This window comes from Arthrobacter livingstonensis (assembly GCF_003219815.1).
Classification (GTDB): domain Bacteria; phylum Actinomycetota; class Actinomycetes; order Actinomycetales; family Micrococcaceae; genus Specibacter; species Specibacter livingstonensis.
Window position 1 is genome coordinate 38,363 of the sequence record NZ_QJVD01000019.1, and the last position, 16,350, is coordinate 54,712.

Genomic DNA, 16,350 nt, shown 5'->3' on the forward strand with positions numbered 1-16,350 from the left:
CGCTGGCCCGGCCCTAACCAGCCCCACCGTACGAATGAACGATCTAGGCCAAGCTGACTCCTTTCGGCGCCAACTGAGCAACGCGCCCCAAAACCAGGGCGGCATTCAGTGGGCTGAGAACCCTGGACATTCAGGACGGCTCCTAGAGCTTAGATCATCCTTGAGCGTGGGCTTCCCAGGGTGAAGGCAGGCCTGGTTTAACGAGCCGCCGGGGGCGCCACTGAACCGCGGATGACCACGGGGCACTCCATCATGATGGGTTCACCATGCTCGGTACTGATCCCCCGGTCAAGATCCTGGCACAAGAGCTCGATGGCTTTCTCACCCATTTCGCTGTGGGGCAGCGCCACCGTTGTAAGACCGGGCACTGCTGTTCTGGCGAGTGGCTCGTCGTCGTCATAGCCCACGATACTCACGTCTTGAGGGATCCGGAGCCCCAGCTGGCCACAGGCAAGCAAGACCCCCATCGCGACGCGGTCATTGGCGCACACAATGCCCGTTGGTTGGAACACGCCTCTCGTGGGCTTAGCACCGGTGTTGAACAAGCGCATGGCGGCGTGGAATCCATCATTGATCTCCCAGCCTGTCACGGTCGTTGCGGCAGGTGGTAGGCCCGCGGCGGACAGGGCCTCAGTAACACCCTGCGTGCGGCGTTCGGTTGCTATCAGTTCACCGCTGCCGGAGAGGTAAGCGATCTGGCGGTGCCCGGCGTTGAGCAGTGTTTGGACTGCAGTCCGACCGCCGGAGACCTCATCGGGAATGATGGATCGAAAGGTGCCGGCAGGATCAAAACAGTTCGCAAGCACAGATGGCACGCTGCCCATGGCTGAATGTGGAGAATGCGCCCGCAGACTCATGGTGGCAAAGACCATGGCGTCGACTTGGCGGTTAAGAAGGGTGAGGAACGCTTTGTCTTCGCGGATCTCGTCACCTTGCGTGTCAATAACGAGCAGCAGATAGCCAGCAGCAAAGGCTGCATTGTTGGCGCCTTGGAGCAACTTGCCGGCAAAAGCACCTCCGGCAATTGAGTCCGTGACTACGCCTATCGTGTGGGTGCGCTGGCTCTGCAGGGAACGTGCCACGGCATTTGGTGTGTAGTTGAGTTCCTTGGCCGCCGCCAGAATCCTTTTCTGCTTGTCCTTGGCGATGTTCCCGTCGGCCCGACCGTTGAGAACAAAGCTGACAGCGCTGCGGGACACTTGTGCGCGGTCCGCAACATCTTGAGACGTGGCCTTTCTTGCCATGGCAATTCCTAACTCGTGTGAGGTCATCGTAACCCATTGAAGGATACTCAGCAGCGCTTCCCGTGTCTGCAACCAGGGGTCACAGTCTTGCCCAAGTCTGTGCTGCAAAATATGATCGTACACAGTCTGGCCGATTGGCCGGCCAGATCGATGATCTCCAATCAATGGTTTGCAAAATTCACTGCGGCGTTTGCATGGAGTTTGTGAAGGATAACCTTATCCCTACCGGTGAAGATTCGTCTCTGGCATACCTCATATACCCTCCGAAATAGGAGTGTTCGCGGATTCCGTACAAGGAATCACTGGGAATGTCACGGCTGAGGGACCACCCTCAGCAAAACGGATCATCAATAGCGATCTCAGGAAAGCCTTCTCCGCTGACCAAGCGCCAGAAATCCCCCAACGAGCCCTCTGTCGCGGCACCTACAGCAACTCTCGCCCGTGAGTAGGGCATCAACTGCGCCACTGTCACCAGTATTTTCGCCCAAGGCTCCTGGGAGTCTTCTTCGGAGGTGTCCGTCCCCTCAATCCGCAGTCCCGTTCGGCTCAGCCCTAGACCGCTATTTCATGACTGTGTGAGCACGTGCAATCTTTGCTGCGCGACTTGGACGGCCACAGCCAAAGCGAGCGTGGCCGAGCGTAGTAAAGCACCGTTATTGTGGCCCGACGGTCCAGGACGGTGATGCGTCCGCCTACCACGGTGAACACCTTGGACGGGCTCTTCATCGACCCGAAAGCGGTGTTCTGTTCCAAGACAGGTAAGCGCTCGAGCATCTTCTGCTCGATGACAAGAACGCCAGCTGTCAAGATAATCGGGTCGGGTTTGGTTCCTGCTTGGCCCCTGTCGTTATGAGAATGACCTCGGCATCGCTTACCAGTCCAACTTCACCGCCGCCTGCGAAGAGCCAATCTTGGACGAACGGCGTGCCGTTGGCCAAGGTCGATTATTGGGTCTCGACCTTGACCGTAGCGATCTCGTGCAACCCCACGTTGCGCTCCAAACGGCGGACGGTGCGGCCTGACAAAGTGAGCTGTCGACGCCGGCGATATTGGGTTTGGTGTAGCGGACGCGAGTCGTTTCTTTAGCAAACCCGATCTATTTCTGCCTCATGGTTTACTTCTCGTTGTATTGCTGCCCTCTGGCGGTTTTGTTGCGATGCGCGCTGGGGCTGCTACAAGCTTAGGCGGTGGACCGCGACCCGGGTGGACTCAGCGGCGTGGATCTCGAACCGGGACGTTGCCGTGGGATAGACCCGCTCCGTGGCGGGGGCTGCGTCTGTGCCAAATATCTCGATGAGGGAGCCATCCACTAAAATCTGTCCGGCATCCACGGAGGCCACAACAGTCTGCGTCTCGCCGTCGACAATGACGAGCTCCGCAGTGCCGGCAGTGACTACTTCAAACGCACGTTCGTCGACGGGCACGTCTGCGCCGCCCTCGCCGTCGAACAAGACGCCCGCACGCAGGCTGGCCACCTCTGCCACGGGCTCGGAGATAAGTACGCCGTTGCGAAAGGAGAGCTGACGGGCGTAGGTAAGCACGCCGGCCCACCCTGCCGCATGGACGTCGGCCTCGGGCCGGGACTTTTCCCAGCTCCAGCCCCACATCAGTGTGCGCGGCTCCGCCGTCGTGCCGGCCACGACCTGTGGGGCGTAGAAGGCGGCACCCGAGTCCACGAAGCCACCAGCGGTGGGGAGGAACTTGAGCCCGGCACCGGCCTCGCTAAGCTCGCCGGAGAGGTAGATCACTCGGTCTAGTGCGTGGTCGTCGCGGTTCCATAGTGAGAGCATCAGGATCCACTGCTCATCGACTTCGAAAAGTTGGGGGCATTCCCATATTTCGGCAGGGGCCCAGTCTTGGGCAATGCCGGCACCGCCCGTGACCAGCGGCCCCAAGTATTCCCACTTGGTCATGCTGTGGCAGCGGTAGAGCAGGATCGCTGGGGTCCCGTCCTCATAGCCGGCACCCTGAATGGCGTATTGACTGCCGTTGAACGTGAATAGGAAAGGGTCGCGCACATCTCCGATGCCTGGCTCATCCGGCATACCTAGAATCCCCTGGGATTCCTGCTTCCACTTCTGGAGCGTCCTGTCAGACGTGGCTGTCATGACCTGTGAATCGTGCTCACTTTCGGCAATACCCGTGTAGAAGGCCGTAGGCACCCCTCCATCCAAGGCCACGACGCCGGACCATGCACCTGCCGCGTCGGCCGCACCCTCGCGGGGGTACAGCGCGATGGGTTGCTGGTTCCATCTGACCAAATCGGTCGAGGTGGCATGGCCCCAGTGAACGTTTCCGTGAATAGGAGCGTCCGGGTTGAATTGGAAGAACAAATGGTGGACGCCGTCCACCTTGATGCAGCCGTTGGGGTCGTTGATCCAGCCCTGGTCCGGGCGGCCGTGCAATGCCGGGAAGGCGGGGTCGATGTTACTCACAGGTATATCTCCTTGATGGTGGGGTGGTATTTTGTGACAGAAGGATGTCACTTGTTAATTCCTGCTGTCAGACCTTCACGCAGGTAGCGTTGGCCAAAGAGGAAGACGACCAAAGCCGGAATCATGGACAGCACCACGCCGGCAAGAACTGTGGCGACAGATCCTGTTCCCATGTTGCCCTGCAATGAGACAAGCCCCAGCGGCATGGTGAAGTTCTCTTCACTGATGGTCATGATGAGGGGTCGGAAGAATTCATTCCAGTGGAAGTTGAAGGCGAGGATGCCCACAATGGCCAGCCCCGGCCAGGCCAGCGGCAGGTAAACGGAACGGAACGTGCGGAAGGGGGATGCGCCGTCGATCGCTGCAGCCTCAGCCAGCTCACCGGGCAGGCCCATGAAGAACTGGCGCATGAGGAAGGTACCAAATGCGGTCGGTATGGCTGGCAGAATCAGCGCCAGCAGGGTGTCTGAAAGACCCATTCCACGGATCAGCATGAATACGGGAACAATCGTGACCTGCACGGGGACCATCATGGTTGCCAGCACCAGACTGAACAGTAAACCGCGGCCTTTGAAGTCGATACGGGCAAACACATAGCCGGCCAGTGCCGCAGTGAACATCTGTCCCGCTGCGATGATTCCGGTGACAAGTGCGGAGTTCCAGATCAGCAGCCACATGTTGACCTGTTGGAACACATCCGTGTAGGAGCTGAAGTCTAAGCCGCCGGAGAAGATGGAGCCACCGGCGCCCAATGATTCGGTGGGTGGACGCATGGAGGTCAATACAGTCCATACGACGGGGCCAAGTGTCACGAACGTGGCGACAACGAGGATGGCGGCGCGTCCAGCGGTGCGTCCGGAGACACGGCCCTTCCTGCTCGGAGCCGGTGTTGTTCCACGGCCGCGGGCAGCGGTACTTTCGTTCTCGGTAAGAGTAGTCATGGCACTGTCCTAGTTGTAGTGCACGAAGCGTCGTGAGAGGCGGAATTGGACGGCTGTCACCAGCATGATGAGCAGCGTCAGCACGATGCCGATGGCAAAGGCACGGCCGAAGTCCAGCTGCTTGAAAGCCGTTTCATAAATGACCATGACGGCGGTGCGGGTGGAGTCCCCGGGACCCCCTCGGGTGATGACATACGGTTGGTCAAAGATTTGCAATGCCGAGATGATGGCCATGACGCTCGCAACCAGCAGGGTTGGGCTCAGCAGCGGAAGTGTTATGTTCTTGAACTGCTTCCAGCCGGTGGCACCGTCAATGGAGGACGCTTCATACATCTCGACGGGGATGGAGCTCAGGCCGCCAATGATGAGCAGAAAGGTGAAACCGAAGTTCTGCCACACGTACACCAGGATGATCACCACCATGGCCCCTGCCTGGGATGTCAGCCAGGGCACTGCGGGGATGCCTACCAACCCAATGATCTGGTTGACCAGACCAAAGTTCTGATTGAACAGGTAAGACATGATGATGGACACGCTGGCGGCTGAGAGAACGAGCGGGAAGAAGAACGCTGAACGAAAGAAAGTACGCAGCCAGCTCGGCATCTTTGACTGGATCAGAACTGCCAGCCCGATGGATACCGTCAGCTGTAAGCTCACGGCCACCGCTACGAAGCCGATCGTGTTCAGGAATGCTCTGCGGATGGTGGGGTCTGCACCGATGGAAACGAAGTTGTCCACACCAACGAATTCCGGTGTGCTGATGATGTCCCAGCGGAAGAACGCCAGCGTCAGTGAGGCGACGATGGGGACCAACGTGAAGATCGTAATGCCAATGATGGTCGGTGCCAAAAAGAGCGCGGCGAGACGTCTGCCACCCTTTTCCTTTCCACGGCCTTTTGCATTGGGCACTTGCTGCAACGCAATAGCCGGGGATGATTTGACTGTGGTTGACATTAGTTTCTCCTCAGCGCCAGCTCGAGGTCACGCTGCAGCGTGGACATGGCGGGTTTAATATTGGCTGCGGATCCGGTCACGGCACCCAGGACATTCTTGATCAGTGCACTTTCAACCGCGGCTTGCTGAGGCGGGGCCGGAATGGGCCCGGAACTGGGAAACTCGTCCAATGTGTCGTAGAAGACCTTCCAGTGGGCTGGCCCCTTACCCGCATACAGGGCCTCGTTCACCATGGACCGTCGGGTCGGGGTCGTGGTGGGCAATGGCATGGCCAATTCCATGGCTTCTTTGGTGGCGCAGAACTTGATCCATTCCCAGGCCTCGTCCTTGCGGGTGGAGGTCTTCATGATGGCATAGCCGGCCGCACCGAATTGGTGCCGCTGGGTGCGCCACTTGGGGAAGAACTGCACGTCGAAGGCATCTTCTGCCATACCAGCCTCATGCAGCCCCTCGACCCAATAGCCGCCTGCAGGAGTTGTGCCAATGAGTCCGGAAGCGAACTGCGCCACCAGCTCGTTGCCGCCGCCTTGGGCCGGGCTGGTACCCAGGCCTTCAGCCACCAAGGTACGCAAGAATTCGAAGCTCTCCGCAACACGCGGGTCCTCGGCGTTGGGTTCCAGCCATTGATAGCCTCCGGAGCGCATGCCGCGAGTGGGATCGTTCGCGTAGAACTTGTCCCAAAACCAACTGCCGCCGGTACTGCGGGTTTCCTTCAGGAAGCTCGTGTCATTGACGTACAGCCACGGCACCACTCCTCCGAAGAGCCTGTTGGTCCAGTAATACGGAACAAACTGCTTACCACCGGTTTTCTTCATGGCCGTTAGTGAATTGTAGAAGTCGTCGTGCGTCCAGTGGTCCCCCGGACGCGCCAAGCCTGCCTTTTCAAACGCTCCCGTGTTCATGTACATGTTGGCGCTGTTGAAATCCATCGGGAGTTGGAACAAGCTGCCCTGATACATGAACGCTTCAATCAACGAAGGATGCACATCATCGAAGTAGTCCTGTATTTCTTGCTGGTCCCGCTGTACGAACGCGTCCAGCGGTTCGGCCAGCCGCTCCGCAAACAGCTGTGCACCTTCGGTCGCCACCAACACCACATCCGGGGAGGTCCCTGCCGCAACCATGGTGAGGATCTTCGCAAAGAAGTCCCCCCAGTCAGCACCTTGGATAGCCTGGATCCTGACTTTGATGTTTGGGTTGGCTGCCGAAAACGCCTTCACCAAATTGACTCGACTCGCAGCATCTTGGGCATTGCCAAGGATGGCAACATTGAGGGATTCCGATCCTCTTCCGGGGATGTCAGCCCCAGTCAGTCGGGGCCAGCTTGCCCCGACGGCACCGACCGCTCCAACACCTAGCAAACTCAATGCCAGTCGTCTTGATACGTCACTCATGTTGCCTCCCTGCAACTACCTAACTCGTGTTAGGAAGCATGACAGGGGAACCTAACACGTGTCAAGAGTGAGTCACATCTCAATTTTTTGGTTACCGCCAATCAGCCGGCCATTCCAACCGATATTGCTTCGTCGGATAAGCGGTCTAAATTCTCCGACCCAATACATCCAGGAAACTATCGCCGCAGGTCAGCGACATATTCGATGCCGGACAGTCATCAAGAGTTTTCAACGTTTGTCACCCCGATGTCGACGTTATCGACCAATTCGAGTTGTCAAAACCCCTTCCTGGCTTTCGTTGTCGCGACACGTGCATGACAATGGATGGTACTGAAGAGTCGACAATTGTCACTCAATTTAATGCGTTTCTAATGAGTCGGTCGGATTCCATTCTTGTGAGGAATCCGTTGCCTCCCGCCTCTGAATAATCTATCTGTCCAGCCAGTTATGAATGGTTGGCCATCGCCGATTGTTAGCGGGCTTGAGTTCCGTGGCAACTTCAACAACGAGAATATGATTTACATTCTTATTCTGCCCCCAAGCTATGTTCCATTCAAGGTTTAGTCTGCAGAGAACGACTGACCTTCTCATTTGCCCGGACCCAGGCAGCAACTTCAACCGAACGCAGTTCAATGAGATCCAGAATCTGCTCCAGTTCGGCGCTGAGGTTTCTGGCGAAAATCGGTTCGTGATGAGCCATGCGATTCCGCAGCTTTCTGATGACTTCCAGATCCGAGTAGATTCGAGCTCGGAGGTCCGAGTCAGCTGTCGCTGTCGAGTTAGGGAACAGCGAGAGTATATGGCCATCCCAAAGACGTGCATCGAACCTTTGCGTGAACATCTTTTGCCAAAACACGAACTTCAGTTCGGCAACGACTTTGCCAGTCGTGGTTTCTCTGGAGCGGACTGACACTAGTTCACTGCGTGGATTGAACCCACGTTGTGGAGACGGGAGACTGAATTCAAAGCTGTGATTCCATGGCCATCTGGTCCCATATACCGATTCCAGTGCATCAGCTACCACGTTCCTAGTCGAGACCTCGGCAAAGTGCATTGGTAACATGAGCGACGACGCTGCGGCCGCATTCCACAGATAGAGCTGCACCGCAGTGTCGGAATCACCACTGCACGCTGCGAGGTAGGTTGAAAGCCTTGGAACGGACAGGACAGCCTGCATCTCAGTCAGGGTGGGTGATGATCCTGAAGTTGCGGAAGGCATAACTCAACCGTACTATGGTTGTACGAGCTGTTGGACTAGTGGGCTTCGGCCTCCCCCATCAGACAATTGAATTCTGGAAGGACCCGTCACTTGGCGGGTCCTTCTTTTGTCGCCGTCACCCCGCATTGGGAGTTCAGGCCTTTACGGTTGACTGTCCGGAATCAACTCTCGGGCAGCTCATCGTCCGCCGTGGCGGCGAGGTCACCTGTGTTGCGGCTAGTCGGTTCGGAAGCCGCGGACAGCCTTTTGTCGTGCCTTGACGAGGGCTTCTTTGAGCAACGGCTCATAGATCTCTACGCCACGTCGGCCCAAACGGGCGATGTCGTCGTCTTTGAAAGTAGCGAGGTCGCGAAGGTTGTCGAGGGTAGCTGCATACCGTTCGTGCTCCTCGCCTGAGAAGGAGCCGGCTTCAAGGGTGCCGAGGAGGTCGTCGGTCTCTGGGCTGAGGGGCCGAAGCATCGTCGAGAGGGTTTCCAGCGGATAGCGGTAACCGAATTGAAACTGGAGAGCGCCGAGGAGGTCATGGATGGAGATGTTGAATGTGGATTCGCTGACCGTTTTGCGGATCCAGTCGGCGTCTTTTCCTGCGATGACCCAAAAGAGTTCGCCTGCTATTTCGGTGTCTGTGACTTGCTGCCAGAGCTCGCTCCGTTCAGCGGGTGTGAGGAGCCGGACCGGCTCTTTCCATTGCCCGAGGTCCCGGTGGCTACTGCGCGTCGGGGCCGTGGCGTGCATGGTAAAGACTTCGATGAAGATCTTTGGTGACGCCTTTGCGAGCGTATTTAACGCTTGGGTGTGGATGTGTTCATGTCTGCTGTTCTCAGGCACGGTGTAGGACTTCATGGCGTTGAGCCAGTCGGGGTCATCCGGCATGGGGTCGTTGTCGTAGAACCATTCGGCAGCCCAGAGCGCTGCCGCGGTCCCGCGAACTCGATCGTTTGGGTGCGTGAAGAGCGCATGTCTAGTCGGTTCGGGGGCTTCTTTGAGTACGAATGCTGACTCGAGTTGCTGGACGTCGCGGGGAGCTAGTTGGTCAACGACCTTTTGAACAAGGGCCGGGTTCGTCGAATCTTCGATGACTGCGCTGATGATTCCGTGTCGGCTGTTCGGGTCCGCGAGTAGTTGGTCGGCGATCTCGGGGGTGAGTTGGTTGGTGCGGACGCATACGTCGATGAGCGGTGTTGTTGATCCTGCAAGGCCATGGTCGATGGCCGCGGTGAGCCACTTGGTTGGTTCCGGGTTCGGCTGGTAAGCGAGACGTCTGAATACTTGCCAGATCCCGGTGGTTGCGTGGCTGGCGGTTGCTAGCTCCGGCTCGTGGGCGGTCAACCACCCCATAAGCACTTCAGGAGCCTGTTGTTTATACCAGGCGAGAGCCGTGTCCAGTGCAGCTTCTTTGCGGCGTCTGTTTTCCTCGTAGCCGGTCACACGCTCGTGTTCATTTGTAAGGGCTGCGAACAGTTTGTCAGGTTCATCGAGTCGGATATTGAGCGTTTTTGCCGTCTTGTTGAATCGGGCACGGGCGCCAGGTGTGACGACGAATGGAGCAAGGGTGTTCGCAATGCTTGCCGCAATGCGTTTGCCGGCGCGCACTTGGGTGCTATTGGCTTTGCCACCGAACGGGAGGGCCCAACCGTTCGCGATCCGCACCCATTGGTCGAGCAGATCGATTAGCTCGAGTTGAATCACAGGACTTAAATCGGGGAGACGCGGTGCGAATGTGGGCTGGATGGCGCCGTACAACTTTTCCATATGGGGAGCGGCCCAAGTGAACGACTGGAACACAACCTGGTTCACGACCTCAGGGCTCATGTAGTTGCCGTCAAACGTCGGTGTGAGCACTTCGCAGGTGAATGCTGCCCAGATACTGTCGGTCAGTTCGGCGTCGGGAACAGACTGGAGAGCTTCGACGAGTTCCATGAGATCAGCGAGCTGGGGTTGGTCGCCGTTGCGCGCGTCTCGGACTTCTTGGACGAGTTTCCTAACCACCGGCTTGATGTCATGTCCTGTAGATTCAAGCGCCGAGAGCGTTTTGACGAAGATATCAACGACACCGGAGACTTGGCGTTTCACGGCATCAGCGACGCGTGCGGCTAGCAGCTTGGCTTCATTCTCGAGGGTTGCGGAATACCCGTTATTGAGTGCTGTAGTGACGCAGGCTCGATGGATTTCTACGACGGCTTTCGCTTGTTCAGGGCCGAGCTGACCGAAGCTTCGTAAGAGTTCGACGTCCTTCTTGGTATTGGGCAGCACGGCGATAAGTTCGCTCGTGGTCGGCACTCTTGGGCGAGTTGCGCCAAGGAGTTTCGTGTAGATCTGGGTCTGCATGATGTCGGCAGCTAGTTCAGGGAATGTATCTTGGACATCACGCAGTCGCACAGGTGAGGCTGCCCCGGAGAAATAAACCTCGGAGGCAACGCTGGCGGCGATGAGTCGCGGTTGGACCCGGTAGGTCTGGGTGCGCTCGATTTGTTCGGACTCATAGTTGTAGAGCTTGTGGTCCTGAACATCGATGAGACCGGCGATCGCGACAGAACTTATAAGGCGCATCAGGTCAGGCTGCCGGATCTCGAGGAGGCCGGCCAGGCGGCGCAGCTGGTCATCGCTGACCTGGCCAAGCAGTGCCAAAGTGCCAAGCACATAGACTGCATCTGCCGATGCGTTGGACCTGCGCAGGAAGGCGAAAATGTGGCCTCGCAGTGCGTTACCCGTCATTACGGAATCCCAGTCACCGTCGCGTACGAGCAAGTCGGCAAGGTTCAACGCCCAAGCTGGGCACCCGTCTGCTTGTGTAAGGAGATGCACGATCACCGAAAGTCTGGTGATGCCGTGTTCGCGGAGCAACGCTCCAAGTTCCTCGCGGGTGAGGAGGTCGACCTCCAGCTGGATTGAATTTGGGAGATGGTCCGAGACCTGGTCTCTTTCGTGCGGCCAGCACGTTGCGACGATGCGGTAGTTCAGTTTCTCCGCGTCGCGCAGTTGTATGAGCAGGTCAACGTCTTGGGGTCGTGTACCTGAGTCGTCGACCACGACCAGTGCAGGCCTAGCTTCGATGAGGTCGTCAAGAAGTCGTTCCGGCGTAGGATGCTGTTCGAGGAACAGGGCGCCGTCCAGTTTGCTGGCTACGTGGCTCTTTCCGACGCCTGGAACTCCGAATAAGATCACGTCGGAGTCAGACTCGTCAATGTCGGTGATGAGGGCGTCACGTCCGATGGACGACAGTTGTTGTTCGTCAGGGCGAGCTCCACGGGGTTGGCGCGAAAAGCTGAACGGTCCCCCTTCAATGTTGAGGATTTTGCGTCGCCAGTCGGGGTTCTCTCGGAACTGGTTCGCGAACCATGCTCGATCGTAGACCTGCACGAGTTCGCCGTCGAACTCTTTAGCAATACCTCTGAGCTTCTCGCGCTTCGACCTGTTCGCTTCGGCGAGGTTGACCACGACGACGCGCTGGACGGGGACTTGGTTCTTCCGCATCGACCGTAGGCTGTCTCGCAGGCTCCTTTGCGCGCCGCTCCAACTCCGCGAGGACGTGATGATGAGACCGGTTGTCCGCGAGCCTTCAGTGATCTCAGCGTCAAGCCCGAAGTCCGTACCTCCCGTGATCGGTACAAGCCCGGGGTGTATAGGACTGAGTAAGGAGGTCGCACAGTCTTCAAAATCGTGAGGATTGATCCGTGCACGCATATCGGATAGGCGTTGGTCGATACGGTCGAGCAAGTTCACCTCAACCAACTCCGCGCTGACCCGCATTTGAAGTTGTCCTCACGTCGGGCCCGGCCACCAGTTCCTCTCCCAGCCAAGGGAATAGAGCGTCAGTAAGGGCAGCCGATGTCGGCGGGCGCAGGTGGTGCAGGAACATGCGGGGTCTCCATACATCTCATAGGAGTGATGTGCTGTGGTCGTGCCAATGTACGACACACGTCCAGCCTATGTGGCCCCCAGCATGGTTTGTGTACCTCAGCCATTTACGTCCATGCACCAAGCACCAAGCACAATGCTGCAGATGATGACGGCAGGTTCAGGCCCGATATGAGTCCTTGCCAATTGTTCGCTTGCATATGGCAGAATTCAACGAATGAGCCAAATGGACGATATGGAGGCAATGTACGCGCGTGGATACAGAGAAGCCGAAGGTGGCATCTGCTTAATCCATATCTTGGAACCATTCATCGTGGCTGATCTAGAGTCCCAATCCGTCGACGGCAAGTGCCAGATCTGCTCAGAAGTATCTTCAGCGGCAAACCCAATCGTGGAATTTCAGGCCGTCCAGTCCATCGTCATGGAGCTCATAACAAGCCACTACCAGCCCGAAACTGACTCCGGGGCCATTTGGGATGGTCAACGCTACGGACCAGAGGTTTACGACCCCCCAGACATCACATATGACTTCTGTACCGATGTTTTCCAAAGCGAAGTTGAAGACGAAATTATTGAGCTTCTAGTGGAGGCGTTCGTTGTCGATGAATGGACGACGTCAGATTCCGAGTCCTTGGAGACAGCTCAATTCGGATGGGAACAGTTCGTTTCGGATGTCCGGTTCGAGTCCCGATTCGTCTTTCTACGTGAGTTCTCGCTCGACTCCGTTGGCGCTCCGCACAGATCGGCGGATTTCCTGTGGTCACTTCTTCCCTATGTCGACGATCCAAGTCTTTCGCTAGTTACTGAGATTCCGGCGGAAACGGCGTTTTACCGAGGTCGGCTGGTCAAGGACAGATGGTCGACACTTGCGGGGGCCAAAGCGCTGGGCCCTGCTCCTGCTGAGAAAGCTTCGCCCAACCGGATGAGCCCCGAAGGCGTCCCCATGTTCTACGGATCGGCTACACCTGAGACCGCCATCCGAGAAATCGCGGCGCATGGAACTCTCGAATTTGCGCGGATTGGCGCATTTCGAAACCGCCGGGCTCTCACCGTTCTAGACCTCACAAAGCTGCCAGTGTTGCCAAGTCTCTTCGACAAGAGTCAGCGAAGAACCCACGGCGTAGCGCGGTTCTTCAAACAATTCACGGAAAATGTTACCGAACCAGTTCGACCCGATGGACGCGCACACCTCCACTACGTTCCTACACAGGTAGTGACAGAATTCTTCCGATGGGTTCCCAAGACGAAGATTGACGGCATCAAGCTACCTAGCGCCCAAGATCAATCTGAAACGTTCGTACTTTTTCTGACGGCCGACCATGTCTCAGATTTCGAAAATGTTGAGCTCGATGGCGCCCCAAAGATCGGCGTAAATCCGGGAATCGACAAGTCGCGGAAGCCCTTTATCAATCTCACGGAATTGCCCGTAGTAACTCCGCTACTGACTCTGAAAAGCGAAGAAGTTCACACCTACAAGGTCCTCCGCCACATCGAGGTCGAGCGCGTTGAACCTGGGACAACGCCATTCAACTAAGGCATTCTTTCGGCACGACCGATTCCGGCTGACGCCTCAGACAAACTTGCGCGGCGAATTACCCGGCTATTGTGTATCCGGTTAGCTCAGGTTCGCCGGGTGGTGCCGGGCCCTTGTGCCATTACGGAATCAAACACCTCTCGAATCGAGAATTTTGAGGTGTATTACTGATGTGAGACAGTCTTTGAAAGGATTGTTCCCATGTCTTCTCGACCAACCTATTCCGATGAGTTCAAAGCTGATGCTGTTGCCTTGGCTGAATCCTCTGGCCGCCCTTTAGCTCTTGTAGCTGCTGAACTCGGCATCTCCCTGACCGCACTCAAACGCTGGATCAAGCTCTCCCATGAGGGCCACGAAGGCGGCGGCCGGAAACCTGATTTACCCGTGGATACCGCTAAATACAAGGCCATGGAAGTGCGGCTACGTGAGCTTGAACGGGAGAATGAATTCCTAAAAAAAGTTTCAGCGTTCTTCGCCAAAGAACAACGGTAGATGACCTCTATCGTCTTGTTCAGCAGCAGGAGAACGCTGGAGAAAAAGTAGCCTGGATGTGCCGAGAACTACGCGTCCCACGGTCGTCGTATTATCGCTGGAAAGAAGCAACAGATACGCCCACAACCATTCGCCACCGGGAGCTGACCGATCAGGTGGAGACTGTCTTTAAATCCTCCGACGGGATCTTTGGCCACCGCATGGTCCACGCAAAACTCAACACAGCCGGTGTTGATATCTCCGTGGGAACGGTGGCCTCGATCATGGCAGAGAATGGCTGGGCAGCCAGACGAATGCGGGCTTTCAAACGCACCACCATCCCCTCAGACCCGGAGAAAGTCTTCAAAGACTTGATCGGCCGAGACTTCACCGCTGCAACCCCAGGCACCCGCCTAGTCGGCGACATCACCTACTTGCGCACCGGTGAGGGGTGGCTGTACCTGGCCACCGTCATCGACCTATGCACCCGCATGATCGTTGGCTGGGCCATGGCAGATCACATGCGTGCCTCCCTGTGTGTCAGCGCGCTGACGATGGCCAGAGACCGCGGCCATCTACAACGTGGTGGAATTTTTCACAGCGATCATGGCGTGCAATACACCTCCCGTGAACTTGGATCCTGGTGCACTGGCAACAGCATCCGCCAGTCCATGGGAGCCAAGGGCGTATGTTGGGATAATGCCGTGGCTGAGTCAGTCTTCTCGTCCCTGAAGAACGAGTTCTACCACCACTACAGCTTTGACACCCGCCAAGAAGCCAGGCGGGCCACCATGCGCTACATCGAGGTTTTCTACAACCGGTGGAGACCACACACCCACAATGACGGCCTACCGCCGGCAACGGCCATGGCCAACTTCACCACCCAAAACCAGAAACAACACCTCGCTGCCTAACCCAGAAAAAACTAACCAACTGTCCCAGATCCTTGACACACCTCATTTGCAACGGCTGCTCCTGGAGGTCTCCACCGTGGACTTCCAGCACAGCTGGATGCTAATAACCTGCCTATCTGTGTAATGCCAGAAACCATGCCATTGAACAAGCCGATGAACTCCAGTGGCCAGGCTGGCCCTGGACGCTTCCACTGCACCAAGTCAGGCACTTGTCATAGGGTCTGGATATGACAAACGAGAATGCACCCGAAAATATCTACCCCTGGGTGACTGATGAGCTGCTGCCCGTAGCTATGCGGTTGGCGCGCGTCGATCAACTTGCCTACGAAGCGGGGGCGTTAGCCACACACTGGTCAAGGCGCGCACCGCTGACGATCAAGCAGGTACGGCGCGACGGAATGAACCACCTCATCGCCGAAGCGGTGAGTCCGATACCGCCACTTGCAGCGCTTCTTTTCAGCGAGACCATCAACCATCTGCGTGCAGCCATCGACAATGCGCTGCTGATCAAGCTGGAGAGCATCTGTGCGGAGCCGTTGACCGAAGCCCAAATCAAGAGCGTGGCTTTTCCTATCCACACAGACTCTGACAAGCTCGCAGAGTGGACCAAGGCTTCACGCAAAAAGGGCCCCAAAGAGCTGACCGAAGGATCATTGGCGGACACCATCCTGAAGCTCCAGCCGCTCAATGACAAGGAGTCATCAGCGCCGATCTACTCGCAACTCATGGCACTAGGATTCGACTCCGCAACACGGGGCGAGCATCCATTGTTGCTGCTCCAGGCCTATTCCAACGCGGACAAACATCGCCAGCTTCGGCTGGCGGCTGCGGGCGCTTTCGTGATGGACGCCAATGGGGACTTTGCGATGAGCTTGGACACTGCACTGGAAGCAGGACAGACGCTACATTCGCTCCCTGTCGGAGCCCGCGCAATCATCGACACGTACCCCTATGTCGCCATCCAGAGAGCGACATCCGGAGAATGGGCCGGAATAGGAAAAGAACTGAATGCCCTCCAGCGTTACGTCGCTGACACTGCCATTCCCATGATCATGACTGGGCTCGCCCACCCAAAGGGGCTACCACCACAAATAGACCTCGACGACAATGTCCAGGACCTGCGCCAGCGACTGAACGAGGGGCAATGGACATACGCCCACGAACGCATTGGGGAGCTCGCACTGTCGCTGCGAACTGAGGAAGATTTCGTGTAGCCGTCCTGCGGCTCAAAAGCCAACCGTTGCCACGAACCGACGAAACGAGCTCCAGCTCAAACCGCCAAGGTTTTCACCCACCCCCCGGACGCTTCCGACCTGCAATAACGAAACAGGCAACGTAGAATATTCAGTGGCGTCTTGTAACACATGCATTTTGCGACACTTCGGT

General features: G+C 57.2%; 11 protein-coding genes. 4 read left to right on the plus strand and 7 right to left on the minus strand.

All coding sequences use genetic code 11. The annotated features are described in order from the left end of the window. Positions 1-197 precede the first annotated feature (197 nt). From CVV68_RS16145 to CVV68_RS16180, 7 genes are all read right to left on the minus strand, one after another. Positions 198-1,244, minus strand: coding sequence for a LacI family DNA-binding transcriptional regulator (locus CVV68_RS16145; protein WP_170133202.1), 1,047 nt, complete (start codon positions 1,242-1,244; stop codon positions 198-200). A gap of 1,172 nt (positions 1,245-2,416) precedes the next feature. Then, positions 2,417-3,679: a glycoside hydrolase family 32 protein gene (locus CVV68_RS16155; RefSeq protein WP_170133203.1), complete on the minus strand. Its 1,263-nt coding sequence runs from the start codon at positions 3,677-3,679 to the stop codon at positions 2,417-2,419. Positions 3,680-3,726: 47 nt separating this feature from the next. Then, entirely contained in the window at positions 3,727-4,620 is an 894-nt protein-coding gene (locus tag CVV68_RS16160; protein WP_110502039.1) for a carbohydrate ABC transporter permease, read from the minus strand. 9 nt (positions 4,621-4,629) lie between these two features. Next, positions 4,630-5,574, minus strand: coding sequence for a carbohydrate ABC transporter permease (locus tag CVV68_RS16165; protein ID WP_110502040.1), 945 nt, complete (start codon positions 5,572-5,574; stop codon positions 4,630-4,632). Beyond that, positions 5,574-6,968 (minus strand): extracellular solute-binding protein, encoded by a 1,395-nt coding sequence (locus CVV68_RS16170; protein ID WP_110502041.1) that lies wholly within the window; start codon positions 6,966-6,968, stop codon positions 5,574-5,576. The genes CVV68_RS16165 and CVV68_RS16170 overlap by 1 nt, the downstream gene beginning before the upstream one ends. Before the next feature lie 553 nt (positions 6,969-7,521). Further along, positions 7,522-8,187, minus strand: a complete 666-nt coding sequence (locus CVV68_RS16175; RefSeq protein WP_211320874.1) for a hypothetical protein — start codon at positions 8,185-8,187, stop codon at positions 7,522-7,524. Between the two features lie 216 nt (positions 8,188-8,403). Continuing rightward, positions 8,404-11,661 (minus strand): P-loop NTPase family protein, encoded by a 3,258-nt coding sequence (locus tag CVV68_RS16180; RefSeq protein WP_146238930.1) that lies wholly within the window; start codon positions 11,659-11,661, stop codon positions 8,404-8,406. A 601-nt stretch (positions 11,662-12,262) separates the two neighbouring features. On the opposite strand from CVV68_RS16180, the gene CVV68_RS16185 reads away from it, so the two are divergent. From CVV68_RS16185 to CVV68_RS16200, 4 genes are all read left to right on the plus strand, one after another. Then, a complete protein-coding gene (locus tag CVV68_RS16185) occupies positions 12,263-13,579 on the plus strand; it encodes an RES domain-containing protein (protein ID WP_110502044.1) in 1,317 nt (438 codons plus the stop codon). A gap of 201 nt (positions 13,580-13,780) precedes the next feature. After that, complete coding sequence (locus CVV68_RS16190) at positions 13,781-14,071, plus strand: transposase (protein ID WP_110502045.1); 291 nt, start codon at positions 13,781-13,783, stop codon at positions 14,069-14,071. Further along, complete coding sequence (locus tag CVV68_RS16195; protein WP_110502046.1) at positions 14,026-14,964, plus strand: IS3 family transposase; 939 nt, start codon at positions 14,026-14,028, stop codon at positions 14,962-14,964. Before CVV68_RS16190 ends, CVV68_RS16195 begins: the two co-directional genes overlap by 46 nt. 227 nt (positions 14,965-15,191) lie before the next feature. Further along, the gene (locus CVV68_RS16200; protein WP_110502047.1) at positions 15,192-16,178 is read left to right on the plus strand and encodes a hypothetical protein; all 987 of its coding nucleotides are present in this window, start codon (positions 15,192-15,194) and stop codon (positions 16,176-16,178) included. The last annotated feature ends 172 nt before the right edge of the window (positions 16,179-16,350 follow it).